Raw genomic sequence first — 23,469 nt, forward strand, 5'->3', positions numbered from 1 at the left:
CGCTCCCTGTTCAGCCCGGAATTCATAGACTGAGGATTAGCCACAGAAGCTTCGCGGATAGTCATACGGCGTTTCTGATTGCTATCCTTTTTAGCGGGCTTCTTCTTACCCTTTGATCTCATGCCTTGAGCGTCCTTCATTTGCTTTTCGCCTCACTGCAAATAGTTGTGCCCTTATCACAGATCGTCCTGGGTAGGGCTTTCATCGATAAACTCCCAATCGTATTCCGGCCTTGCGATTATATCAACGGCATCATCAACCTTAGCCCGTACAAAGTCCTGCGCGTGTCGTGCCTCGTAACAGTTACCGGCTGGCGGCTTGCACACCCACTGGTTCTTCCAGTTCTTACGAACTTCGTAGTAGTGAAAATGAAACCCGCAGATTTCGCATGTTACCTTATAGTCGTAGTCTATCGATCCTTGCCCTTCACCAGCATCCACGCCACTTAACTTCAAACTCGCATCATCCATCTGGATCGTAAGCCCTGAAACCAACTCCAACACGCTTATATCGTCCATCTGAATCGTCAGACTTGTAGAGCCGCTAAAAATCACTCCGCCAGAAGCACCGGCCACTATATCCTGCTCATGGTCACCGGCTGCGCTCACGGCAGTTCCAGAAGTCCCAGCCAGAGAGGGCGTAACCGTTCCCCCGCTAATGCTATCGACCGTAAAGTATAGCCGGTAGGTCTTGCCTTCCACAAAAGCTACTGCCAGATCGCCAGCAACTTGAGAGGCCGTGTCTGGGCCAGTGGGACTGTAGCCAGTCACCTCTTTGAGTGACGCATTGTCCAGATAGCATGATTGGGTAATGCCAGCCGTGGTATCCTTACGGATACGCAGGACTGGCCCTTCTCCGACAACCGTGACAGCCGATATGGCAGTAGAATAGGTGCCATTTGCCGACACGTTGGAAAACGATGGCCCGTAGGTGGCCGCGCCCACAATATCCATGCGCATTGGCATGGTGCCAGAAAGATTGGATACTTCGATTGTCGCTCTGTAGGTAGTATTGTCCTTGAGTACCGCACTAAAATCAGTGTCTGCTATGCCCCAGCCGCCAGCACTTGTCGTTTCCTTGATCCACAAAACGCCGGTAGCAGTGGAGAAGTAACCGGTAGTCGGCACCCAATTGCCAGCACCACCAGTGAAGGTAATGTCGCCGCCAACAAGAAGCTCTGAGCCAAGTATTTCATCACCTGTTCCGGGTGTTCTCGTAAGCTTTCCACCGGCAATAGCCCATTGGCTTTCCAGCGTCCAACCAGTATCACCTCCCGAAAAGTCTCCGTTAGAAATATGCTCTACTGCCAATGGCGTATCTATAGACCTGGGGCCATCAGATTGGAATCTTAGGCCATCAGTCACGTCTGTCGGCGTAAAATAAATGGTGTACGTGCCAACTTCGCTCAGTTTTGGCCCTTGGACATTGCCTAACCACGGCCTTACGGTGCCACCGGTAATGCTGTCGATGGTAATCACCAAGACGTAGGTTGTACCTATAAGCAGATCATCGGTCAGATCAGCTTCAAGCTGTTCGGCACTATCCTCGCCCACGCCGGAAGATGTACGTGTAAGCTTTCCACCGGCAATCCCCCACTGATCTCCGAGAGTCCAGCCGGTAGAAGATGCAAAATCCCCATTCTGTAGCAGTTCAGCGGCCACTGGACCAACCCCGGACCCATGCGGTCCAACCCAAAATTTATTAAATCACCGCAACACAATAAGCGCCATAGAGATACGTGGATATCAATTGAAAATGGCAATAATTTGCATAACAGCTAAATGATTATAACATAGACTGTTGGCCGCCGGACCAACCCGGTCCCGTTAATAATCACTGATAGGCGGTAGGATTATCATATCCACGCTACCGGCCACGAAGTTTGTAATCTCTGCCCTGACCGCTGCCACCGCACCAACGGAACTACCCCGCTCACTGGCAACCTGCGGGCCATCAGTCTCAAACCAGCGTGCAGTATCCTCGTTACGCTCACCGTCTATAAGCCGGTCAAGGGTAGATACGAAGTTGTGGGTAAGATCACCATCCGAAGAATGCTCGATGGCAAAGGTTATCCCGCTGTCGAAACGTTCCAGCGGTATGGGCGGGCCGTCCATTGAATCCGCGCTGCCAATCTCCACATTATCAGTAACCGCACCAGAGGCCCGTATGCTGGTTATCGTCCTGAAGTTCTTGGCAGAGGTGGCCGTGCCCGCGTTTGAGCCTGTGACAGCCTCTGAGAGCGCGTTACCGCGCCGGTCAGTGCCTTCAATGGTCAACGTTATACCACTGTTATCACCCGTACCCTCGATAGTGATATGTCTTGCGGTCAACTCGCAGAGTTCTCCGTTGAACACAACGTCACCGGCACCGGACATCACCTGGGATATCGCTATGCCATCGAGTTTATCCACGGTACCGACTGTAAACCCTGAAGCATGGGTAGCGCCATCAACAGCAACGCGGTTTACCGTCTTGAACAGCAGTGAACCTGTAACAGTTGCATCGTTCCCACCCGTAATGGCCTCGCTGATCTCGACATCATTGGCATCACGGCCATAGACCGTGAACGTATCGCCCGAATCATCACCAGCGTTTGCAATCGCAACTATCTGGGCAACACCAAGATCGCCCACCCCGTACATATTGGCAACCTTGGCCGCAGCACCATCGATAGCCAGGTTACGTGCATTAGCCGGAGTCTGCGCCTCACAGGCACCGTCATCATTGGCAACCTGTCCGACTTCCACTTCACCAGAGGCTGCGCCATCGATTGAAACACGGGTAACGCTCTTGAACGTCTGGGTTGTATCGCCGGTAGTAGCTGCGGGGCCGGTCATTGATTCTTGAATTGGACTGCCGTTACTCCCCTCGCCGTAGACAACAAACGTGCGTGCCGACTCGTCTGCCGCGCAGGTAATGCGGATAGCAGCCGCTACGCCGAAGTTTGCTTTAACGTCAGTGACTACCAGGGCACCGTTAAGCAGCAAATCTGCGGCAGCACCGGTTGTCTGATCCGCGCAAACTCCGTTTGCATCCAGCGAGGACAGGGCAAGTGTAATCTTCTTCTGACGCATTGCATGTTCTCCTCATTTTACAGAAATATCCTTAATCATTGTGTTTTCTCCACACGAGTTTAGAAAAGCCGGGGCTATAAAAGCCCCCGGCCACAGAGAATAAATTACGATCAAGGAACTGCGCCAGCAGCAGGATTAAGCACACCGCTAAGATTGATCACATGAGAGGCGAAGTTCTGACACACGAAAAAATCATTCGTGGCCGCAAGTGGTGCAGCGGTGTTCAAAGGACATTGTAAGTAGTTGTCGTAAATCGCTCCAGTTGCAGAGCTATCCGACTTGATGCCCAGTACCAGACCGGCATCCAAATCGATATTTACGATGCGGTTGTTGTGTATCCGAATATTGGTCGAGTTGCCTGTAAGATGATCGATGACCGATGCCGAGCAATCAACATGCCACTTGTTGTTTCTGATAATGCAGGTGTCGCTGGTTCCGGTAAAAAAGATCGAACTGGTCATCGCACCAGCGCCAGTAATAAAGTCACAGCCCTCGATAATCACATTGGCGATAGTGGTAGCGATATCGACATGCTTCTTAAAGTCCAAAGCCGCCGTATCCCTGAACACACAGTTACGGATAACCGTTCCATCAGCAGCGGCAGCAAGATCAATTGCCTGCACGCAGTCCGCAATACCAGACGCGAACTTCAGGTTCTCAAGCACCGTATTAGCCACGGTAATCATCACCGCGCCAGCGGTGGCAGTCGATGTAAATGTGGGAACCCTGTTGCCCTGGCCAAGACCCCTGATGGTCAAATTGGCAACATCAACGGCAAAGATAGCCGCAGTAGACAGGTTCTCGGTATGGCCAGCCGCAATCAGAATCGTATCACCAGCCGTAGCCTTGCCGATAGCAATGTCGATTGTAGCATAGGGGTTGTCTTTCGTACCCCTTCGGGTAGTACCGCTATTCGCATCAACCCAGATCACCTTATTCCCAGAGCCGGGTATTTGATTCATGGGAAGCTCTTTTACCGCAGCATCCCCGCTTATTACACTTGGGAAACTACTCATTTTTCACATCTCCCTTAGGCTTAGTAGCCTAAACTGCGATAAGTTAGATAGTATCAGCGCCAGGCTCTAACACACCACTGACATTGATAGTGTTGGAGGCATAGTTCTCGGACGTATAGTAATCAGCCGTAACGGCAATAGGTTCGGCATCAGTTTTGGGCGACAAGCAGTAGTTATCGTAGACCAATCCCGTTCCGTCACCGGAAGAATCAAGGCCAAGTACCAGGCCGGCCCCAGTGTCGATATTAATTATTCGATTACCGTAAATCGCAATATCGAGCGGATCGTCAGCCAAGTGGTCAATGACACCAGCCGAACAGTCAACATGCCAGAAGTTATTACGGATAATGCAGTAAGAACTCGTCCCGGCGAAATCAACAGATTCTGTCATCCCACCGGCAGCGGTAGTAAAATCACAGCCCTCAATAATGAGATCGGTAACAGTTGTGGCGATATCAATGTGTTGCAAAAAGTCCAGGGCCGCACTTGAATCTCTGAACACACAGTTACGGATAACAGTACCGTCTGCGGCGGCGGAAAGATCAATCGCGTTTGCGCAATCAGTGATGTTGGACACGAACTTCAAGTTCTGAAGTGTCGTATTCGCGGCTGTAATCATCACCGCGCTAAGTTGTGCGGTGGTGGTAAATGTCGGTATCCTCTGGTTTTCACCCATACCTTTGATGGTCAACCCTGCGGTACTCACGTTAAAACCTACCGCAGTGACATACGCACCGTTCATCGGTATGTAAAGTGTGCTCGGAGTGGCGGCAGTAGTGCAGATGCCGTCAGGATCAGCGACCGTCCCGATAGTAATATTGCCAGAAGTCGCGCTGCCAACATAGACCGATGTAACGGTCTTGAATTTTTGGGTGGTATAGACGGTGCCAGAGGACGCGGGGCCAACTCGCGCCTCGCTAACAGGTTGGCCCCTGCCATTCGTACCGGTGATGGTAAAGGTGTCGCCAGAATCGTTTTGATCACTTGTGATCCCTACGACACATTCAGTCGCCAGCGTTGCCACTACCGTAAGATTCTCGGTATGCCCGGCTGCAATCATTATCGTATCGCCGGTCTTGGCCGCAGCGATGGCCGCAGCTACAGTAGCATACGGTCTAACGTATGTCCCGTCACCGCCCTTAGCAGCGTTAACGTCAACCCATAGAACTTTCTCTACCGGGCCGACAAGAGGCTGAATGGGCATGTTCAGAATCGACACGCCGTCACTAAAGCCTTCTGGGTAATTTGAACTATACATTATTTCTCCTACGGACGCTCGTAGCGCCCCTTCGGGATAACCCGTAGTTCGTGATTGAAAGCTAATGGTACGGCAGCCGGTCAATGACCGACCACCGTACCCGTAGCAAAATATTTATCGCCCGTTATCGGACGGCTAAACCGCGTAAGTCCTTATTGGGTAGGCTCATCCCCCTTCAGAGCCAAAAACGCCTTTTGCGTCCGTCCAGCCAAAAGAGCAACGGAAATATCCGCTGAACTTGGCGTTTTTGGTATCGAAATCGTCGTCTTGCTCGAACTTGTCAGGGTCACGATCAAAATACTTCAGACCGTCCGGGCAGTCGGTGATGATAAACCACGCATCGGCATCGGTGAAGTAATGGTTGATAGTGTACCCTTCGGGGAACGTGCCCAGGTTACGCAGAGCGTTAATGTCGTTATTGGCCGTACCAACACGCAGCGGAGATTTAAGAATCCTCTCCGCCTCGTACTTCAATTGGCGCGGGATGGCCAGCTTGCGCGGCATAACCTTGATCTTCAGCCCACGGTCATTAGTCCAGCCAGCAATGTCGATATCTGCCTGTTCCAATGCCTTTTCGCTGAGATCGGATGGGGTTTCGAGTTCGTTCCGGTATGTCCCGCCGTAACCACCTTGGTTCGGGTGAACAGACGAGAACATTTCCAGGCCGTCAGCGCCGGTGTACGCAGAGTTGAAGCCACGGTTGAAGACATTTGCGGCCACATGCTCTTTCGTCTGGCGAAGACTGTAGGCCAGAGCACGCGGTTTGCGCAGCATCTGGTTGGTGATGCGGTACTGGCTGTCACGCCACATCTCCCAGGAGACAATAAATCCGAGGGCGTATGCAATGTGCGCGTACCGCTGGACAAAACCCTGACTCATTGAGTCGTAGGTAATGCCCTTGTTCTCAGGCTTGATCGGAGCGAGTCCGAGAGATGTCAGGCCGACATCTTCCTCGTAAGCCTTATCCGAGGAGTTGTAGGAAAAGAGTTCGGTGTATTCCTCCGGGTATTTCTTGTACTCCGCTGCATAAGTGGAGTTCATTCCCGGCCACAGGAATTTACCGAACCCTCCGCGAGTTATTACGCCTGCTGCCATGTTGGTAACCTCGTTTTGGTTTCGTTAAAAGCAAACGCTAATAGCATACTGTCGCTATCAGGCATGCACTCCTGTCGAACCGGTTGACCCGGTAGTGTCCGCACCATGACCGTACTGGTGGATGTTAAATCCGACAAGAAGATCGGCGTTTGCACCGAGTTCATTGTCGGCCCTGTCCTCTACTTCCAAGATGAAGAAAATCAGGGTGTTGGTGGTATTGACCGTACTCTGGTCGATTTCCATGCCAGATGCGCCGGAATCGGTATCGACTCCAGCCGCTACCAAATCCGCATTGGCCCCCACATCTCCATCTTCTACTGTTCCGCTTGACTGAACCCGCATAACCAAATTCGGGTCCATGCAAACAAGCACGTATGCGCCTGTCGAAGCAGGCAGATACGTTGGATCGAGAATGCCGTCTTCCCATCGTTCAATACTGGTGATAACCCCGCAAGGGCAATCACCAGCATCCGAATCGGTGACATTGGGGACATTCTTGCTGGCCCCATTGGCAAGCAGTTTGACAATATCGCCAACTGCCAGTGCCTTGTCCTGCCCGGACGGCACATAGCACCGCCTGGACTCACCGTTGTAGGATGCTCCACTGAGAAAACCGACAGGCTCGAAACCGCGAACCCTGTCTACGTTAGCCATTGTAAGAAACTCCCGTTACAAACATTAACGGTAAGCCTCGGCCTCTTGTTTGCCTACACTCAGGCCAGCGGGTGTTCCTGGCGCACCAGGGAGATTAACCGCAGCCCCCAGACCTTCCGGGGGAGTGGCCAGCATCTGCTCCAGCCTGTTAATCTCTTCCTGTTTCTGCGCCTTGCGTTCAAGGAACATTGCTTCAGGAATCTCCACCAGATAACCGCGCGTGGAAGCACCACCCTCATCAGTACCTACATGACGACTAACGGCGCTACCCATTTGCGAAGCCGAACTCGCATCTCCGTCTGATTCGACTTTTGAACCATCGGCAACCAAGTTCCAGCCATCTTCGATGAAGCTCTTGATTCGTTCCCCGCCCGCAATATCACTAACACACCGCCTCCGATAGCCGGGGCGTTGTGGAAACGTCAGTACACCGCGAGTAGTAAGGCTTTTTCTTACCGGCCTGTTGCCGGGAAGCCCTTCCCTGCGCACATGCTGACGTTCCGTTGATTGATCGCCACCTTCCTGTAACCTGGCAAGCTCATCACGCGCTGCGGCAAGCCTACGCTCTACCGCAAGGCGCTTCTCTACCCGTCCAAGTTCTGCTTCAGCCGTTGCCAATTCATCGTCTTCTGACGATAAGGCAGCCGACTGTCGCATGGTCTGAGGTGGCTGTTCCCCGCCGTTGTTGGTAGGTGATTGCTTTTGTTCCCCGCCGTTATCGGCAGGCAATTGCTCTTGTTCGGCATGTCCGGTAGCAGGATTGGGATTGCTCTCAGGCTGCCCGGAAGTGTCATCGGCTTGCGCGCCAGGGCCGTCATCGCCCAGAATTTTCAGCGCCCATAGCCCGTCACCAACCTGGACGGCTACAGTATCAATCCCATCATTTGCTTTCAACATCTTCCTGCGTGTCCCGGTTGCAGACTGTTTGGTGTAAGGCTTGCCATCCGGCCTGTAAAACACGCCCTGCTTCTCATCGTACCCTTTTGGGTACACTTTTTTAACGACACTTTTGGTCGCACCTTCTCTGATACTCGTCATTGTATTGTCACTCCATAAAGGAATTCGTTTTAGTAACCAACGTCAGAATACTCTTCTTCCTGCTGCTGCATCGACTTCAGGTAATCGGCCTGCGTACCCATCTTGGCCGCTACAAAACTATCGCAGGCGGATTTACCAGCAGGCGGAAGATTTGCGTAAGTAAGTTTCCCACCGCCACCTCCAACACCACCGCCACCTCCGGCCTCGGCATCAGAAATTTGTTCTTGCTCGTTCCCACCGCCCTTGGACTTGTAGTAATCGGGATACGCGCCTCTCATGTGCGTATCCACGAAGGCAAGCTTCTCGGCCAATGAAAGATCGTCATTGAGGCTTTGGTGAAATCTATCCGCTTCGGCTGTCATCTCCGGGTTTGTCTCATACCAATCCTTGTTATTCTCATGCCAGCCCAGAAAGACAGGGCTTTCCGTGCCACCACTGCCCTCTGCCGTCTTTGCTACTTCACGGTGCTTCTCTTCCAGGCCGTCAAGTTCCTTGCTTATCTGATCGTACTTGTCGGTATCACCGTCTTCAACCGCTGTGCGCTGCTGCTCTTTCAGCCTGTCCTTGAGCGCGGTTATCTCGGCCATAGTCTCCTGCTGGTGGCGAAGCTCCATACTGTCGAACTTCTTGTTAAGCTTCGACAACTGGCCTTCAAGCGACCTGTTGGCGACCTTCTGGTTGTTGATCACCTTTTTACTATCCCGCATGTATTCAGCCGCAGGTTTGTGCTTTCCGGCATCGCCTTTCCATTGGTCTTCAGGAACCCACCCTGCATCCGAGGCGAGTTTCTCAACGACCTCTGTTTGTTCTGCCGTTAGATTATCGAAATCAACTGGACTCATCGTCTTGTAACCCCTCTTAGGTTAGTTAGAACTGCTTCCCATGATTGTAGTAAATATCTACATCGTTTACCACGCGCCATTTGCACTTTTCGTCAAGCTGTACTTCAACTCCTGAATGGCGCACGAAATCAACCAAATCTCCAATCTCCGCCCACGGAGTGCCGCCCGGCTGGTCGGCCCAGGCACAGGCTCCTATTTCCCTGATAATGCCTTTCTCGCAAGCCTGCTGGTGTGCGTCTTTGACGGTATCGGGAATCTCGATCAGACTCTTTGACCTGTCCATACCCATTGACTTATACAGAAAAGTCTTAAAATCAACGGGTTCGATCAGCACCCTTGTACCGGCTGGCCCCTTGTACTGGCTTACGGGCTTCTGGGCCGTCTTTATGCGCGGCCCAAGGGCGGCAGGGGGGTAATCTCCAACAAATCCATCAGCTATAATATTCTTCTCCGTTGCACCCATCTTCAAACCCCTTGTGGGTTAGTTAATAAAAAAGCCCGCGCCTACCACTTTCACGGTGGTAAGTTCGGGCTTATGGATAAAACCGGCGTTGCCGGGTATTCATAGAGGCATGTTATTTATCAAGATTGTCTGGCCCACTGGCTACTGTTCCTCTGGTTATCCCACCTTCATTCAGGTGGAAACCAAAGTTGATCAGTCCGGTGGTTCGCTTCGCCTTTACATCGTATAATACCTTTCTCATCAGAGTTAGATATTTTTCTATTTTCGCGTCATCAGCCATCTCATATACCTTAGTATGCGCCTTTAGCCGCTATTTGTCAATATAGAGGCTTGTCCGTAGCCGGTGTCCGCGTTGCGCCCGCCTTTTTCTTCTTTGCCACTCGTTCAGGCTTTACTGCCAGCGCCTGTTCCACGGCCCTGCAGTAGCCATTCGAGTCCGCTACTTTCCCATGGGTCAGATCGGGCCTGTCCATGTCAATGACCTTATTCTGACTCAATCTCCTGCGCTCATCTTCCAGCGCGGCACTAAGCGCTCTCCTGAAATGTTGGGTAACAGGATGATTGAACCATTGCTGAAATACATCATCATTTACCGGTAGATTTCTTATTCTTGCCATCTGCCTTCCCCTTCTTGGTCGGCTGCTTATCAGCCGGTTTGTCAGGTTTGTTGGCCTGTTTTATCCTCGCGGCGGCTTCCATCTTCTTGATATCTATTTCCTTCAGCGCTATCTCATGCTTCTGATCAAGCTCCTGTTTCTTAAGCTTCAACTCGCCTTCTTTAAGCTTCAACTCTTCCATCTTAAGCTTGAACTCAGCGCCAGCGGCTTCCTTTTCCGCGAGTATCTCCAGCACTTTCGGGTCTGGCGGCGGCTTGTAATCCTCTGGTATCTTGAATCTTTCCTTGTCCTCTATCTGCATCGCATCAAGCCAATACTCGAAAATAGCTTGGGCTACCGGCGGGACTACCGTTTGCCTCATCTCCATAAGCTTGTCGGCCTTGAGCATCTTCTGGATGTGCATCACATCTTCGGGCAGCGCGGAAAGCGTTATATCAACACTCTCTGAGTTAAAGTCTCTGGCAAAGACTTCCTGCTGCTCGTTTACATCCATTACGTTGTAATATTCCGCCCGGCCAAGATGCTCCATGTCCAGACGGTAAATCTTTTTGAGTTCCTCGCCAATGCCACGGTGGACACGGCCCATAACCGCAGTATGCAGCTTAAGCCCCTGTTCTATCAGGGCAAGCGTAGTAGTGGCCGGTTGATTTGAGCCGGAGGCTTGACCGCCCAACACATCTACGCTCATACCCAGACGCTGATAGGCTTCCATCAGCAGCCCAAGTGTATGGAACAGGGTCATGCTCGGCTCACGCGCGGGCAGCATCATAAACTTCTTGCGCAGATCGTCTACATCCGATGCTTCCTTGAACTCGTTCGGCTCAAACTCAAGGTTGCCGGACTCGTTGGATGCCATCAGCAGATCAGAGGTATACAGGCCAGCGTTGGTATTATACCAGATGCCGGAATCAATTATCTCTCTGATTATCGCGTTAATGGCATCATTGGGGTGGGAAAGCAACTGGCCGAATCCGAAGCCGTAAACCGACTTATCGATTGCGGGCATAAACAGGATGCGGGTAAACATCTCACGCGCTTCTATCTTTGCGATCTCTTTCCCGTCGGGTGTCAGCCAGATATCGTCTTCCTTGTATCTGGCCTTTATCCTCGCAACAGTATCTGTTTCCTTGTGAACGGTCACTATGTAAGGCTCTGCATAGCCATCACCGTCCAAGTCCCACCATCTATGCTGCTCCAGAAAGATATAATTACCTTCATCTTCTCCCTGTGAGGTCTGCTTCGCCTCCTGATCACCCTCGCCTATCTTCTCCAAGATATCTGACCATGCACCGCTATTAATGCGCTCCTTAACAGTATTCCGGGTCAACTCAAGGTAATGGGTAGCGCGTTTGGCGGTCTTCAGGTCGGTAACTTCGGGGTGGATCACTAAGTCCATCGCAGATACATACTCACTGTAATTGCGCTTCTCTTCCACGTAGCGGTATGTTTTCTTGAAGGCGCAGCCGAATACTGGCAGGCCGAACAGGGCAGCGTCAGTCTCAGGCATCCATTCAGGCATTTCCTCTGTAAGCTGGTAGTTCACAAAGTCGGCAACGCGCTGTGCGCTACTGGCCTTCTGGCCGTCCGGGTCTTGGCCGATTACCTTGCCCTTTACTATTCTATTGCTGAATATCGCTCCTGTCGCCCTGGAACTGAACTGGACACACGATTGGGCCAGCAAAGGCATTATAACAGAACATGCTCCTGCGAATGGCGTGTCCTTTTCCTCCACATTCATCTTAACGAACTTGATGGCCATCGCCATAGTCCGTTCCCAATCTTTGCGCGCGTCCTTATCGTACTTATACTCCTGAGTGACCTTCACGCCAATCCGGCGTACAACCTCGTCTTTCAGCGCGGGTACGATATTCGCCATCTTGCTCCACTTCACAAGCTGCTTCGGGTCAGTGCCCTTGGCGTTGTTGCCCGTAGCGTCCTTCAGACCCCGTGAAGCATAGTACTTTCTGTTCTTCGTCACGTATTTCGGCATTTCACCGCCCCTTTTTCTTCCATTCAACCATGATTAAACGCTCACGTTCCTTAAGCGCGGCAATGGCATCTGCGAATGACCGGTGTATGTGATCCTCATGTATGCGTAAACCACGATTGTTGCAGCCATCCAGGCGCAACATAATCGCATCAAAGATTTGAGTTGGAATATCAAGCGTTTTTGTCCAACGTATTTTAGCAGCATCTATTTTAAGTTCTATGGGCCGACCTGCCCTTTGTAAGCCTTGCCCGCTTATTCCTACTATTTCATTGTAACTGCCCTTGGGCCATCCATCATCGTATTTCGGCATCTTTTCAGCCTTTCTGAGTTAGCAGCTTTTGTGCGATCTCGTTGGCTGGTACGGTTAAGTCACCGTCTCTTAGTATCTTATCTAAAAGTATACCGGGTAGGCTACCGCACATTTCTACCGTACCAACATTGGGGCTATTCTTTTTGAGAGTCGTCTTATAAAACACCACCGCCACACTATCACCTGCAAGATGTATCTTAAAATCCCCACTTGCGTAACTGGCGAATGGCTTTATTGTATGCTGCGAATTTGGTAATCTAAACGCTTCTGGTTTAATCTTCTTCCAGGCCATCGTCTAACTCTCCTTCACGATTTCAAGCCAGTCTTTGAACTTAAACAGCAGTTGGCGGCTGCAAGCATTAGACGGTTATCTTGTCAACGGTCTTTCCCTGTTCGTTCATCACGTAGACTGTTGCCGGTGGTTCGATGATAAACGACTTCATGCTATCCAGATCAAGTCTAAGCGCGAAACTCGGCTTTACCTTAACATCACCACAAAAGGTTGTAGCCCCCGCTTCTTCTGGGGTACTGGCCCTAACGTAGTTTTGTATATTCTGGTGATTCACACAAGTTGCTTCTCGCATTTTAGTCTCCACCAGTTTCTGAGCCGGTGGATTACTACCAGCTTCTGCTGTGTTCTCCACTTCTTGATACAACTCGATCTTGATCGTAAACATCGCGCTACTCCTTCTTCTTCTGGATACTGCGTTGTGCTTCCGCCAACTGCTGCTTCTTCTTCAAATATATATCACGCATATCCTTATGGTCAACCTGTCTCGCTCCCATGTTGATCGCCGCGTCAATCTTGCTGTTCATGGCATCAAAATGAACGCTGTTTTTACCCGTGTTTTGGAGCCAAGTCTGACGCAGACCTATCTTAAGGCCGAACTCAATTTGTGTCTATCGCCACGCCTCTGTCCGACATGCTCACTCGGTTTGACCTTTACCCATTTGAGATAGCATTGCATGGTTGACATCGGGCAACCTATGAGTTTAGCAACTTGTCCTGTAGTATATGTTTCAAGCATTTGCCTTTCTCCTGCGCCTCTCGCGCCTTCTCAATGTCCTGCGCCACTTTCGGGAACTCCGCTCTTCCTCTTCCCCGCTTGACAAAGCCAATAGAATGCTGTATTATTAAACTCAACGGATGCAAAGCCCGTTCGCAAGCGGCTGACACAGGGTCTCGATCCGGCAAGCGCTCCACTCAAAAGGTGGGGCGTTTTGCTTTTAGCCTTTTCCCACACAATCCTCTTTCTCTGCATTCTTGATTATCTCCATCGTGCAGGCCAAGCAGAATTTCCTGACAAGTTCATTTGATAACCGCGCCGGTTGCCCGCAATCGCATACGCCTATGATTGGAAAGGAAGTCTGGTATTCAATGCTCATCTTGTTACCCTCTTTATCAATGCCCATGACCACTATTCGGTTCTGATGACAACTCTCTTTGTTCTCCGCCATAGGTAGGTAGCCAAGTCACGCCAATATGGGCACGCCCCCTCTGGAATGCACTCATCGGCTGGCTTAAATCCATAGGGCTTCCATGCTCCGCGCCGATCTTTGTAGCACTTAAACCAGCGCCACGCTACGCTGGTTCTAAAAATATGATTCCACCACCCTACACGATACCATAACCAGAATAGCGGAACAACAGGAGCTATTGCATATCTTAAGTCGGGCCAATTGCCCAGAGTCGCCCATCCTACGTTTACCCACGGGAATCTCATCGGCCCTAAATCGTCAACATACTCACGGCTCACCGTTATCGTGCTCTGAAATGCTGGAAACATCAGAACCCCCTTAGTGTTCCGGATGAACGTAACCGCAGATCAAACCCTTTACCTGAATGTATTTCCATCTCCACGGATGTTCTCGCTGCCATTTCGCAAAACGCATTTCAGCAAGTCCAATCTCAAAGGCTTGCTTGTCGCACATCTCCCGAAAGCTACCCATATAGTTATTGCTCATAATCAGTACCCACTTATAGGGCTTTTGCCCTTGTCGCGTTGACGGTGGAGTGCCGCATGTCGCCTGTGTTGCAGGCTATCCTTGTAAGTTTTGTTCTCGCGCCTCTGGTATTCAACCGGCTTTATCCTGAAAGCAAAGGTCTGGGCCAGCGCATCTCCAAAGTCCGGGCTGTCAAGTTCACGCGCCTTCATATGCTCCTTGCGCTCCAACTGTATCTTATCCGCAACGCTAAAGCCATACTCGATAGATGTCAGGTCTGTTTCAAGGTAATCGTACTCGCGCTGCTCCAGGCCACTCAGGTCTGCGGTCTTCAGCCATTCGCGCATGTTTCCCCACATCTCGGCCCGCTTATTGAAGTATTTCTTCTTGCTTGACCGGCTACCCGCCACAACGGAGAACCAGCGGCACTTAAGCTGCCTGCCACGATCAATGACACCTGTCCCCGGCCCTGTCTCATCGATAAACACGGCATCGGCACCGTATTCGTCTTCAGCGTCCTGCACCAAGCTAACAATTGTCATGTTATCAAGCTCTCGATACTCGCGTATCTCCAGTATTCTAAGTCCCTGCCTTATAACAATAACAGTCCTGTCGTCACCGAAACGGGCTACATCAACGCCTATCACAATAGGCGAATCCTTGTAGAGATCGTAATCAAGCTTCCGCTTACGGGCCTCTTCCACCCAATCAAGGGCAATAAACTGCATTGAACTTGCGCGCGGAAACTCACCCTTCACCCTGACCCTCACAAAATCGCTGTCTTCTCCGTAATCGTCTATCCACTCCTGGATAAGCTGTTTCTCGGCCTTTTTCGCCGTCCTGCTGTCCACCTTGAAAGTCACCCAACGCTTGCGGAACTTCGTCCAGCAGGCTCTAAAGCGGCCCACGTTTCTTGTCGGGTTGCCGAAACATATCCAGATAGAGCCGGTTGTGGTCATGGCACCGCTGGCCACCTCCCATATCTTGTCATCGATAGCACTCGCCTCATCGAAGATCATCAGCACGTTTTCTTCGTGTGTACCGGCAAACGCCTCTGTATTCTGCTTGCTCCAGGGTGCGGCGGTCATAAAGTGCGTGGTAGGGTGTTCGATTGCGCGGAACTTGGTGGCAGTCCATTCAAACCAATGCTGGTTGATAACCATCTGGTGCCACTTCGATAGCTCCATCCATGTCTTGTCGGTCAACTGCATCTTGGTATTGGCGGTCACAACGGCCTTGATCGGTGTCCGCGTGGACATGAACCAGAGGATAATCCAGGCTACAAGGGCCGTGTTGTGTGTGACGATGAAATCATTTGCCAGATATAATTGATCCTCAGCCTCAACAGTTATACACATGCATTCTGCTTCACCGGCAAGCTCCACGCGATCAATAAACCTTTCCAGATATCGCTTCTGTGATGTCGGCCTTATTCTCTCTGCCTTGCGCTTAATGTAGCACGGAGTAAATCCGTCTGGAAACGTCAAGGAACACAAGTAGGCTCCGTTATGCGTCTTACTATGCAGTCTTGCCTTCCCGCCGATGGAACGAGTTAGCCATATCACGTCTTCGATGAGCAACTTAGATACAGAGCAATATTGAGCACATCCAGTATCAGAAACATATCCATCGGTGTCCATCAGGCCACGTAGCACCTCTTCGCGCACCTCACGGAGATTATACTTATAAATATCGGGCACATGTTTTTCTCGCGCACCACACTTGTCAACGCCGAGTCGCTCCAACGCTGGTCGCAAATGTCCCACATTAAATACCTTTGCCTTCGTCTCTCGCTTGCTTTGCCCCTCGGTGAGCCTATAGCGCGCCGAAGCGATGCGCTCAAACACCTCAGCGTCCATATTTGTAATACGGCTTGTATTTCGGCAACCATCCCCCAGCCATGCGCCCAGTGTATACGGATCAACATTGACCCACTGATATGGATATTCTACCGCACCATGACGCGGTATTTGGAATCTTCGTGCGCGCCCCTGCCCGTTTTTCCGCCGCGGCCCAGTTTCGGCGATCTCAGCAGTGCTCTTTGTTTCCCAATCTTTTCTGCGCTCTTTCACAAGCCATAAGTGCTCGGCGCACGTTAAGGTGCTGCTTTCATCGTCAAATATCACTCGATATATTGGCTTGATGCCCTGTGGGTGAATTTGTGCAATTCTTGTAGGCTTTCCGTCCCTACCAAAGACGGTATCTCCGGGCTTCAAATCTCCCCAGCGCCGTACACCGGTTGGCGTGTCCAGCTTCATATCAGTTGGATGCGCTTTTCCTGCCCCGTGGCCGCTGCTGACGGCCATCTGGATAGCGCGTGTTATGTTCCCATCTTTGCGCTTGAGCAGTTCTTCACGCAGCAGTCCAAGAAACTTGGTCTGCCAGATATCCGGCCCTGTCTCTTTTTCGAGAATAGTGCCCGATCTGCCCCAGGGAAGCGCCCACATGACAAAGCCGTAAGGGTCATCCTTGAAGCTCATTATCTTCAAGGTCAACTCTTTCTCGTTCAACTCCGCCTTTGCCGCGCCATCGTGGTGCGATCTGCCTGTAGATTGGGCATGTGCTGTGGCCTCACTCATTTTAGCTCATCCTTCCACCTTAATGGTTAACATTCCGAAATCTTTCATGTCACACCTTCGCAGTCTGGGTTAGTTGCTCCATCAGCGCAAAGAACGTATCGGCTGCTTCCGTACCACTCTTAACCAACTGCTGTTGCCGGGGTGGAACGCCCCACATACCGCTGAACTTGCAGATGAACAGCACCCCCTGGCGCTGGCAGGAGAACGTACCCCGTGAGGCCATAATCTCCATGCTCTTGAATATTTCGCTCTCGCCCTTACTCATCGGCTTCTCCATTTCATAAACTACTCCCGTAGTGATTTGATGAATCCGCAAAGCGCAAAGATGGACTACAGCAATGAGTTGATATTGGGATGCTTTCCAGGGCTTAAAAATTCCTCTATTGCATAGCACACCATTAATTCGCTTCGCTTGCGCGTGTTGAGCATGTCGGAAAATATTGCATCACCATCCCCGCCAATTCGTATAGCCTCTCTCGTAGCCATCCACCTCTTAGCCAAAATTTCAAGGGCCAGCGCATAAACCATATCGACATAGGACTTACTAACGCCCTTGTCTATTGGGATCAACAGCATCTCCGACACTGGAAGGGGAATATTTAGACCATTAGTAAACCGAATTCGCTCATTTTTACCAACAACATCTCCCTTTAAGCAGTCGCCACGAGTGATTTCCACGAAACTATCTTTAGTCCAGTTGTCATCCTTGATGTCCTCTGGCTTGAATATCTCTGACCCTTTATCAGACATTTTTCTTCCTCTCTGCAAGCATCGCATCGGCAAGTCTGTAACTCGCTTCTGCGGCATTTCCTGGCCTAATTGCTACACCGGCTTTCTTTGCATCTTTATACAGCGAATCCATAACCCCAGCCAGAGCCTGTCCCGCAAACCAATCGCGGAGAGACATACCCTCTGGTACAAGGCTACGATTACCGTCTTTGTCGAGAGCGCACATAGGATGATTACTTGGGAACGCTGGCCCTCCATCTATTTTATCACTCATTAGTCTTCCTCCGGTATCTTGACATTGGCCAGCTTGCAGACGGCTTCAAAGACAGCCGCGCTGAGGTTAGCATCAAGTGCGAGTTGGTCCTTCCGCTTGATGCTAACCTCCTTCTCGTGCGGTTTCGATGTCCAGATGCAATGCCCATATTCGGAGATGCTTACCTGAACATGGTTGCCGCTCTTGACCGCCAATATCTTCAGCACGTCGAAAAGAAAAGCAAGATCGGCATTTGGGTACATAAATTCACGCGGCTCTCCATCCCTCTTGCGGCTAACGCAGAAAACCGCTCCACCCCACGGCTGCATCCAGTCGCCATCTTCATTCGGTTTAGCACCCATCGCCTTCCAGAAAATCTCCCTCCAGCCTTGATCTGACCTCTTTTCTTCACTCATCAGGGTTTGCCTCCCGGCCATAATTCGCAACCAGCGGGCCATGTCTGTATCAGGTCTACCAACGGAAAAAATACAATCACAATAAGGGCTACAACCAGCCAAAACATATATCTCTTCTCGCCTTGCGTCATTGGGCGCTTGAATCGCGCCGGGTTCCCATTTTTATCGAGTATCATCACCCACCCCGTAACGAGTCGAGTTGATGGTTTGTCCCGTTAGGATCGGCAAGTAGTGCAATAGCCTTATTCATCCCTATGTGGTGCATGTGAACATTGCGATTGAAGTGCTGAAGGAGGGTGGCAATGCTCAGGAACTCCACAAAAATAACTTCATTTGTCTCCTCATCGTCCTCCACCTCCCCGGATATGTGTTCACGCCACCGCTTAAAGGCGCTATCCATTGCTTTAAGATTCACGGTTGTCTCCTTAAAAAACTCTTTCCGACTAATCACAATTCACCCCCCGCTCAAGAGCCTCACGCCAGCAGCTAATGAAGTAGGCCGCTGCCTTCCGGTTCTTCATCGCCTCAAGGATATCGTTCTCACTCCCACCAGGCGGTATGTACGAGTTTTGCCCGCTGATTTCATTGTGGTTGCCGTACAGGGCGGCGGCAAGGCCGAAGCTGGTGAAAGCATAGTAACCGGGGCCGACATTGACGTTCATATCCATGCGCATCAGGTCGTAGCAGCGCAGCAGAACGTCTATCCATACCTTCTTCAACTCCGGTAGCCTTCTGTATTGCTCGTAGGGAATGAGGATAAGCGCCTCAAGATCGGTGAGAAACTGGCTGACGCGGCCAAGGGCTTCCGCTCCCATACCCTTGTGTGCGTCATCAGGGAGATCAAACGCGGCCTTCACGCCATCAAGGGTTTCTGAACGCCACCAAAATTCGGCGGCATCTCTGGGTATCGTGCCTATCTGGCTTGTATATCGATCTACAACCTCTATCGCTTGCTCACGTGATGTTTCTGGTGCTCCTACGATTTCCATTGTCTGTTCTCCCCTTTAGGAGTGTTTAGCCTATCAGAACCTTCCAGATCAGCAGCACAAGGCAATAGCCGACACAGGCTACCGCCACCACGGCGAGAATGAACTTCGCCAGCACCCACCAGAGGACATCCATGACCAGCCGCTTGAGGTCAAAGTGAATGGGGTACATCATGCTCACCGCCTCTTCCTGAATAGCGCCCGTATCTGGTTGGCACTTTCGGCGGCAACGAGACAAAATCCGGCATCCTGTAGCCGGTATTGTACCGTCCGCAGTACATTATCCCGGTTGAAGTAGACCTCAGTCCTGAGTTCCATAATATCGTTGCGAAGTTTCAGGATATCGACTTGGTTTGCATCGGGCTGAAGAGAACCGCCACAGGAGAGAAGCGCAGCCCAGCCAACGAACACTCCGGCCAGAATCCAGACGCAGACAGCGGTGGTTATCAAGCCTGACTTTATATTGGCGGTCACAACAGCCTCCCAAGGAAGATACCCACCATAATGCAGACAACCCAGATTGCGGGCCATATCCAGAACGGAACCCTTCTTACTTCTCGGTATTCTTTCACATCAACCTCCCTCTGGGGTTATTTGTAGTGCCTGTAACCATCACAAGCGCCGTTGTTGTGCATAGACCGTTAATCTACGCACCGCTAAATATGGCGATTATATACTTGACATACCCGCCGCAAAGGATGTATATTGGAAATAGACCTTTCAAGCTACGGAGTATCAAATGAATGACAGTGGCAAAAAAACCACCGAGAAAGAAACCAAGAAGGCCATCCCCCCGGATAGATTTAAATATAGCCTCTTTTTTGTTTTTGGGATAGGCCAGGTTGCTATTACAATACTTCTTAGCAATGGGAATCTCTTGTTGGGCTACATTGTCGCCGTGATTGTTATCGCCGGAGCAATTATCCTTTTCAATGGGCATGGTAACGCACTCCTAATAAAAGTAAAACAGGAAGCCGAAGATCGTTTAAGACAAATCCAATCCGAAAAGGACACTCTGCAAATTCGCTATAAGGTTTTTTTACAAGTCCCAATCCAACCCATTTCATCACATGCCCTTACTGCAAGGGCGAAGGCTGTAAAGACTGTGAAAATTCAGGATTGTTTTATGATCCCCGTAAGGATTTTGAATAATCTGTCTGCAACGCGCCAAGCGGCTGCATGTTCCAAATGTAGAATTAAATTGCCGTCTTCTCTGTCATCTGGTGCTTGTAAAACACCACAGGTATGATTTGTTCGATAGGCAACGAGTTCGCCCAATTGCCATGCCCGCGCATCACCCTCATTGTCATTATGTTCATCTTGTATCAGTTCACCGTTAGCCTTAACATGCTGGAATATCTCAATTACTTGCTCAATCTCGTTCTTCTTGCCTTTCATCGTTTTATCCCCCTGTAGCGTTGAAGGCGAGGTACGTCAAGTATATAATCGCCATTAATTTTGACTACTCCCCAAGGTGCGCCCTGATCTCTGCCTGCATCTTGGCCTTGCTGGTAGCGCCCTTGCTCAACTCGCAGCCAACTTCCACGGCCCTGGCCTTGAGTCTCTTGCCCGTTGTCTCTGTGGGATCAACGTCTTCAGGCTGTACTTCTACCGGCTCCGCCTTCACCGCATAGATTTCAGCGGCGGCAAGCACAACCTCCACCGGCCAGCCGTTCAGGCGGTGATACCGCGTTTCCCGGCCCTCTGCGAGTGTTGACCGCTCAACATGCAGACACTGCACGGCGTTGTCCATGAAAACCAGATGACAGAGTACGCCAGGGCACCCCACGCGCTCAAACGAGGCATCGGGGGTCACGATATCACTATCGTGGAACGGCCTGAAGTCTACGGGTTCATCCAATCGCTTAAACATCTTCAAGCTCCTGTTAAGGTAATGGGTTAGTTAGGGCAGGGTATAGCCGAGCGTTGTGCTCTTACTGCGCGTATTGGCTATCTTTCGTATCCGACCATTAATACCAACCACGTGATACTCCCGCCAGATTACGCCAGAGGTGGTTACAGTAGAACCCAGAGGCTTCACCTCGACCAACCGTCCGATAATCCTTTCGCTCTCACCAATGGGCCAGTTCTTTCCGCGATTGACCGCGTATAGCTTCCCGCTTCGGAGACCGGCAAAGAACGGCTGATGCATTACCTCATGCCCACTGCGTACCCTCGTTTCCCACCAGACACGCAAGCGCTGTAGCGGTATCGAGATTGTCATTTAATGCGCTCCCATTCCATATGAATCGTTCTGATTCTTTGGAGGGTAAGCTGGCAGTTGTCGCCCCATGTACCAACTGCTACCGGCTGCTCATTGGGATATATTGTATCACAAACGACAAGGCCGTACACTTTGCCGTTGGCTGTCGTGTCGCACGCCAGATACCTCTCTATCGAACGACTTGACAGCTTGGTGGTGGTGATAACGCACCACAATATAATTATGGCGACAATCGTTAATGGTACAACACAATTTTTCATAATCCCTCCAATGCTATATTATCGGCAATTATAAACTATTTGTCAATTGCCCTTGACATCCTGTAATAAATTGTTTATAGTAAGGGTAAGAAGTTCACTTTCACTCCCGGCAGGAGGACGGCAATGAGCACCAATAGAAATAAAACGCTTGATAAGCTTGCCAGAATAAGGAGCCTGCTGCTGCTTGTTTTAGCCAGCGGAGATTCCGGTATCACAACGGATGAGGCATATAGGCTACAGGACTGTCGTGACACAATCGCACGGATAATCGGCAGCTAACCACCCCTGCCGGGCGGCGCTTGTACAGGCCGCCCGGCTTTCTCTTCACCCTACGCCAAGGAGCAGCAAATGAACAGCAACCAGCGCCCCGGCATCACGCTTTGCTTCCCCCCTGAAGAGCCGGTCGAAGAGCTTGACTTCTCTGACGCTGCCGAGTACAGGCGGGTGGACGCATTAGAACTCGACCCGGACGAGGATTAACGTGGCCGCCTGTAAACATAAGCGCCAGAAGTTTCTTGGCATCCAGGACTTCGGGCCTGACCTCCCCAAGCTCCGGCTCTACAACTGCCTTGATTGCAAGACAACGCTGGCAAGGCCCACAAGGAGAAAAACTATCGTGCATTACCCTGACGCTCAATTCTTCTTCACAATTCTATCCTGGTTTGCTATGGCCCTCGCCGTAGGCTGGCTGATAGAAACGTTCCGCAAATGATGGACGGCCCGCCCCGGCGGGCCTTTTTATTGCTATCAACGACCCACTTGCCCTCGAAAAAGAATCGACTTGGCTTGTATAAAAGCCTTTCTCTGCGTCCACAATCAGCGCAGACTCTGACCGGGGTAACGGGGTGCGGCGAGGGGAGTTTATCGTATGGCCCCCAATTATGCCACCTGATTTTACACAACAATGGCTTTTTTCTCTCCGTGTCCATATTTCCTCCTTACCCTACTATCTAAAGTTCACGATCTCCCCGCACAGAGCGGCTATGGAAGCCGTTTAAGGCCCGTCAGCGGAATTGTCGTTTAATAGCTCTATACTGCCCTTACCACGTATTTCTTCCAGTTTCTCGTCAGCCTCCTTCATCCTCTCGACCAAGTCTGAAGTTGTCCGGATTTCCCGCTTATCAACATACATGGCAAAGTAGCGGCCCAGGAGTTCCAAGCACTTCTCCTTCGAGATGAACGTTAGCTCCATCCGGCTTCTTGTGATGTCTGAGCCGTCTTTCTGTGATATTGTTGTCACGGTCTGCTTAATCGACTTAACAGCGCTCTTGGATTCCCTGCTGATCTCAGAGCTTGGCCTGATCGTTACGTTACCCTCGCCATCCCAGATAGCAAAGTCCTCGATGTTGAACGTGGCTCCCCTGGCAAGTTCTTGCACAACGTCAGCGGCCTCGATGTGCATCTCTTTCATCTTGGCGGCGAGAATCATCTCTACTCTGGCGACTATAATAGGATTGGTTAGCAACTTGGAGGCTTCTACGCCAGCGGATTTACGAGCAAGGGCGGGCTTAAGATCAATGACAGACTGCCTGCCGTTGAATTGGTTAATAACGTACTGATGGCAGAACTGTTCCTGATAGGCGTTTAAGCCGTATTTGTTGACTATGGATTTTTTACCCGCCATCGTTAGTAATCCTCTTCGTCATCATCTACGAAATTGGAGATAGGCATCTTGTTAGTCTATTGCTAATTTGGTCAGCATCCGTGAGTTGTTGTTATCC

General features: G+C 50.9%; 30 protein-coding genes. 1 reads left to right on the forward strand and 29 read right to left on the reverse strand.

All coding sequences use genetic code 11. From position 1 onward, the window contains the following. Nucleotides 1-176: 176 nt before the first annotated feature. The 28 genes from KOO63_05565 to KOO63_05700 form a co-directional block, all read right to left on the reverse strand. Complete coding sequence (locus tag KOO63_05565) at nt 177-1,661, reverse strand: hypothetical protein (GenBank protein MBU8921268.1); 1,485 nt, start codon at nt 1,659-1,661, stop codon at nt 177-179. A 165-nt stretch (nt 1,662-1,826) separates the two neighbouring features. Beyond that, nucleotides 1,827-3,074, reverse strand: a complete 1,248-nt coding sequence (locus KOO63_05570; protein ID MBU8921269.1) for a hypothetical protein — start codon at nt 3,072-3,074, stop codon at nt 1,827-1,829. Nucleotides 3,075-3,184: 110 nt separating this feature from the next. Further along, a complete protein-coding gene (locus KOO63_05575) occupies nt 3,185-4,090 on the reverse strand; it encodes a hypothetical protein (GenBank protein ID MBU8921270.1) in 906 nt (301 codons plus the stop codon). 43 nt (nt 4,091-4,133) lie between these two features. Beyond that, the gene (locus KOO63_05580; GenBank protein ID MBU8921271.1) at nt 4,134-5,348 is read right to left on the reverse strand and encodes a hypothetical protein; all 1,215 of its coding nucleotides are present in this window, start codon (nt 5,346-5,348) and stop codon (nt 4,134-4,136) included. Between the two features lie 165 nt (nt 5,349-5,513). Next, complete coding sequence (locus KOO63_05585; GenBank protein ID MBU8921272.1) at nt 5,514-6,443, reverse strand: hypothetical protein; 930 nt, start codon at nt 6,441-6,443, stop codon at nt 5,514-5,516. Between the two features lie 57 nt (nt 6,444-6,500). Continuing rightward, nucleotides 6,501-7,097: a hypothetical protein gene (locus tag KOO63_05590; protein ID MBU8921273.1), complete on the reverse strand. Its 597-nt coding sequence runs from the start codon at nt 7,095-7,097 to the stop codon at nt 6,501-6,503. Between the two features lie 24 nt (nt 7,098-7,121). Next, complete coding sequence (locus KOO63_05595; protein ID MBU8921274.1) at nt 7,122-8,135, reverse strand: hypothetical protein; 1,014 nt, start codon at nt 8,133-8,135, stop codon at nt 7,122-7,124. Nucleotides 8,136-8,164: 29 nt separating this feature from the next. Next, on the reverse strand, nt 8,165-8,977 hold the full coding sequence (locus KOO63_05600) for a hypothetical protein (protein ID MBU8921275.1): 813 nt from the start codon (nt 8,975-8,977) through the stop codon (nt 8,165-8,167). A gap of 25 nt (nt 8,978-9,002) precedes the next feature. Then, a complete protein-coding gene (locus KOO63_05605) occupies nt 9,003-9,440 on the reverse strand; it encodes a hypothetical protein (GenBank protein MBU8921276.1) in 438 nt (145 codons plus the stop codon). 317 nt (nt 9,441-9,757) lie between these two features. Beyond that, a complete protein-coding gene (locus tag KOO63_05610; protein ID MBU8921277.1) occupies nt 9,758-10,057 on the reverse strand; it encodes a hypothetical protein in 300 nt (99 codons plus the stop codon). Then, nucleotides 10,026-12,047, reverse strand: coding sequence for a hypothetical protein (locus tag KOO63_05615; protein ID MBU8921278.1), 2,022 nt, complete (start codon nt 12,045-12,047; stop codon nt 10,026-10,028). The genes KOO63_05610 and KOO63_05615 overlap by 32 nt, the downstream gene beginning before the upstream one ends. Nucleotide 12,048: 1 nt before the next feature. Further along, nucleotides 12,049-12,357, reverse strand: a complete 309-nt coding sequence (locus KOO63_05620) for a hypothetical protein (GenBank protein MBU8921279.1) — start codon at nt 12,355-12,357, stop codon at nt 12,049-12,051. Between the two features lie 4 nt (nt 12,358-12,361). Next, nucleotides 12,362-12,649 (reverse strand): hypothetical protein, encoded by a 288-nt coding sequence (locus tag KOO63_05625; GenBank protein MBU8921280.1) that lies wholly within the window; start codon nt 12,647-12,649, stop codon nt 12,362-12,364. 67 nt (nt 12,650-12,716) lie between these two features. Next, nucleotides 12,717-13,034, reverse strand: coding sequence for a hypothetical protein (locus KOO63_05630; GenBank protein MBU8921281.1), 318 nt, complete (start codon nt 13,032-13,034; stop codon nt 12,717-12,719). A gap of 4 nt (nt 13,035-13,038) precedes the next feature. Beyond that, nucleotides 13,039-13,251, reverse strand: a complete 213-nt coding sequence (locus KOO63_05635) for a DUF4031 domain-containing protein (protein ID MBU8921282.1) — start codon at nt 13,249-13,251, stop codon at nt 13,039-13,041. 333 nt (nt 13,252-13,584) lie between these two features. Next, entirely contained in the window at nt 13,585-13,743 is a 159-nt protein-coding gene (locus tag KOO63_05640; protein ID MBU8921283.1) for a hypothetical protein, read from the reverse strand. Nucleotides 13,744-14,324: 581 nt separating this feature from the next. Continuing rightward, a complete protein-coding gene (locus KOO63_05645; protein ID MBU8921284.1) occupies nt 14,325-16,880 on the reverse strand; it encodes a hypothetical protein in 2,556 nt (851 codons plus the stop codon). 49 nt (nt 16,881-16,929) lie between these two features. Further along, complete coding sequence (locus tag KOO63_05650) at nt 16,930-17,145, reverse strand: hypothetical protein (GenBank protein MBU8921285.1); 216 nt, start codon at nt 17,143-17,145, stop codon at nt 16,930-16,932. A gap of 65 nt (nt 17,146-17,210) precedes the next feature. Then, nucleotides 17,211-17,630, reverse strand: coding sequence for a hypothetical protein (locus KOO63_05655; protein MBU8921286.1), 420 nt, complete (start codon nt 17,628-17,630; stop codon nt 17,211-17,213). Beyond that, a complete protein-coding gene (locus KOO63_05660) occupies nt 17,623-17,883 on the reverse strand; it encodes a hypothetical protein (protein ID MBU8921287.1) in 261 nt (86 codons plus the stop codon). The genes KOO63_05655 and KOO63_05660 overlap by 8 nt, the downstream gene beginning before the upstream one ends. After that, nucleotides 17,883-18,278 (reverse strand): hypothetical protein, encoded by a 396-nt coding sequence (locus KOO63_05665; GenBank protein ID MBU8921288.1) that lies wholly within the window; start codon nt 18,276-18,278, stop codon nt 17,883-17,885. Before KOO63_05665 ends, KOO63_05660 begins: the two co-directional genes overlap by 1 nt. 175 nt (nt 18,279-18,453) lie before the next feature. Beyond that, complete coding sequence (locus tag KOO63_05670; protein ID MBU8921289.1) at nt 18,454-18,693, reverse strand: hypothetical protein; 240 nt, start codon at nt 18,691-18,693, stop codon at nt 18,454-18,456. Nucleotides 18,694-18,721: 28 nt separating this feature from the next. Beyond that, a complete protein-coding gene (locus tag KOO63_05675; protein MBU8921290.1) occupies nt 18,722-19,267 on the reverse strand; it encodes a hypothetical protein in 546 nt (181 codons plus the stop codon). Nucleotides 19,268-19,292: 25 nt separating this feature from the next. Further along, entirely contained in the window at nt 19,293-19,445 is a 153-nt protein-coding gene (locus tag KOO63_05680; protein MBU8921291.1) for a hypothetical protein, read from the reverse strand. Then, nucleotides 19,442-19,738: a hypothetical protein gene (locus KOO63_05685; protein ID MBU8921292.1), complete on the reverse strand. Its 297-nt coding sequence runs from the start codon at nt 19,736-19,738 to the stop codon at nt 19,442-19,444. Before KOO63_05685 ends, KOO63_05680 begins: the two co-directional genes overlap by 4 nt. Nucleotides 19,739-19,910: 172 nt before the next feature. Then, complete coding sequence (locus tag KOO63_05690; protein ID MBU8921293.1) at nt 19,911-20,204, reverse strand: hypothetical protein; 294 nt, start codon at nt 20,202-20,204, stop codon at nt 19,911-19,913. A gap of 173 nt (nt 20,205-20,377) precedes the next feature. After that, nucleotides 20,378-20,662, reverse strand: coding sequence for a hypothetical protein (locus KOO63_05695; GenBank protein MBU8921294.1), 285 nt, complete (start codon nt 20,660-20,662; stop codon nt 20,378-20,380). 64 nt (nt 20,663-20,726) lie between these two features. Next, nucleotides 20,727-21,137 carry a hypothetical protein gene (locus KOO63_05700; protein MBU8921295.1) on the reverse strand — a complete coding sequence of 137 codons (411 nt, stop codon included), beginning with the start codon at nt 21,135-21,137 and terminating at the stop codon, nt 20,727-20,729. A 734-nt stretch (nt 21,138-21,871) separates the two neighbouring features. Between KOO63_05700 and KOO63_05705 the strand changes: the two genes are divergently transcribed. Continuing rightward, nucleotides 21,872-22,027 (forward strand): hypothetical protein, encoded by a 156-nt coding sequence (locus tag KOO63_05705; GenBank protein ID MBU8921296.1) that lies wholly within the window; start codon nt 21,872-21,874, stop codon nt 22,025-22,027. A 715-nt stretch (nt 22,028-22,742) separates the two neighbouring features. Here KOO63_05705 and KOO63_05710 read toward each other — a convergent pair. Then, on the reverse strand, nt 22,743-23,372 hold the full coding sequence (locus KOO63_05710) for a terminase small subunit (GenBank protein ID MBU8921297.1): 630 nt from the start codon (nt 23,370-23,372) through the stop codon (nt 22,743-22,745). Between the last annotated feature and the right edge of the window lie 97 nt (nt 23,373-23,469).

Source organism: Candidatus Latescibacterota bacterium (assembly GCA_019038625.1).
Taxonomy (GTDB): Bacteria; Krumholzibacteriota; Krumholzibacteriia; order Krumholzibacteriales; family Krumholzibacteriaceae; genus JAGLYV01.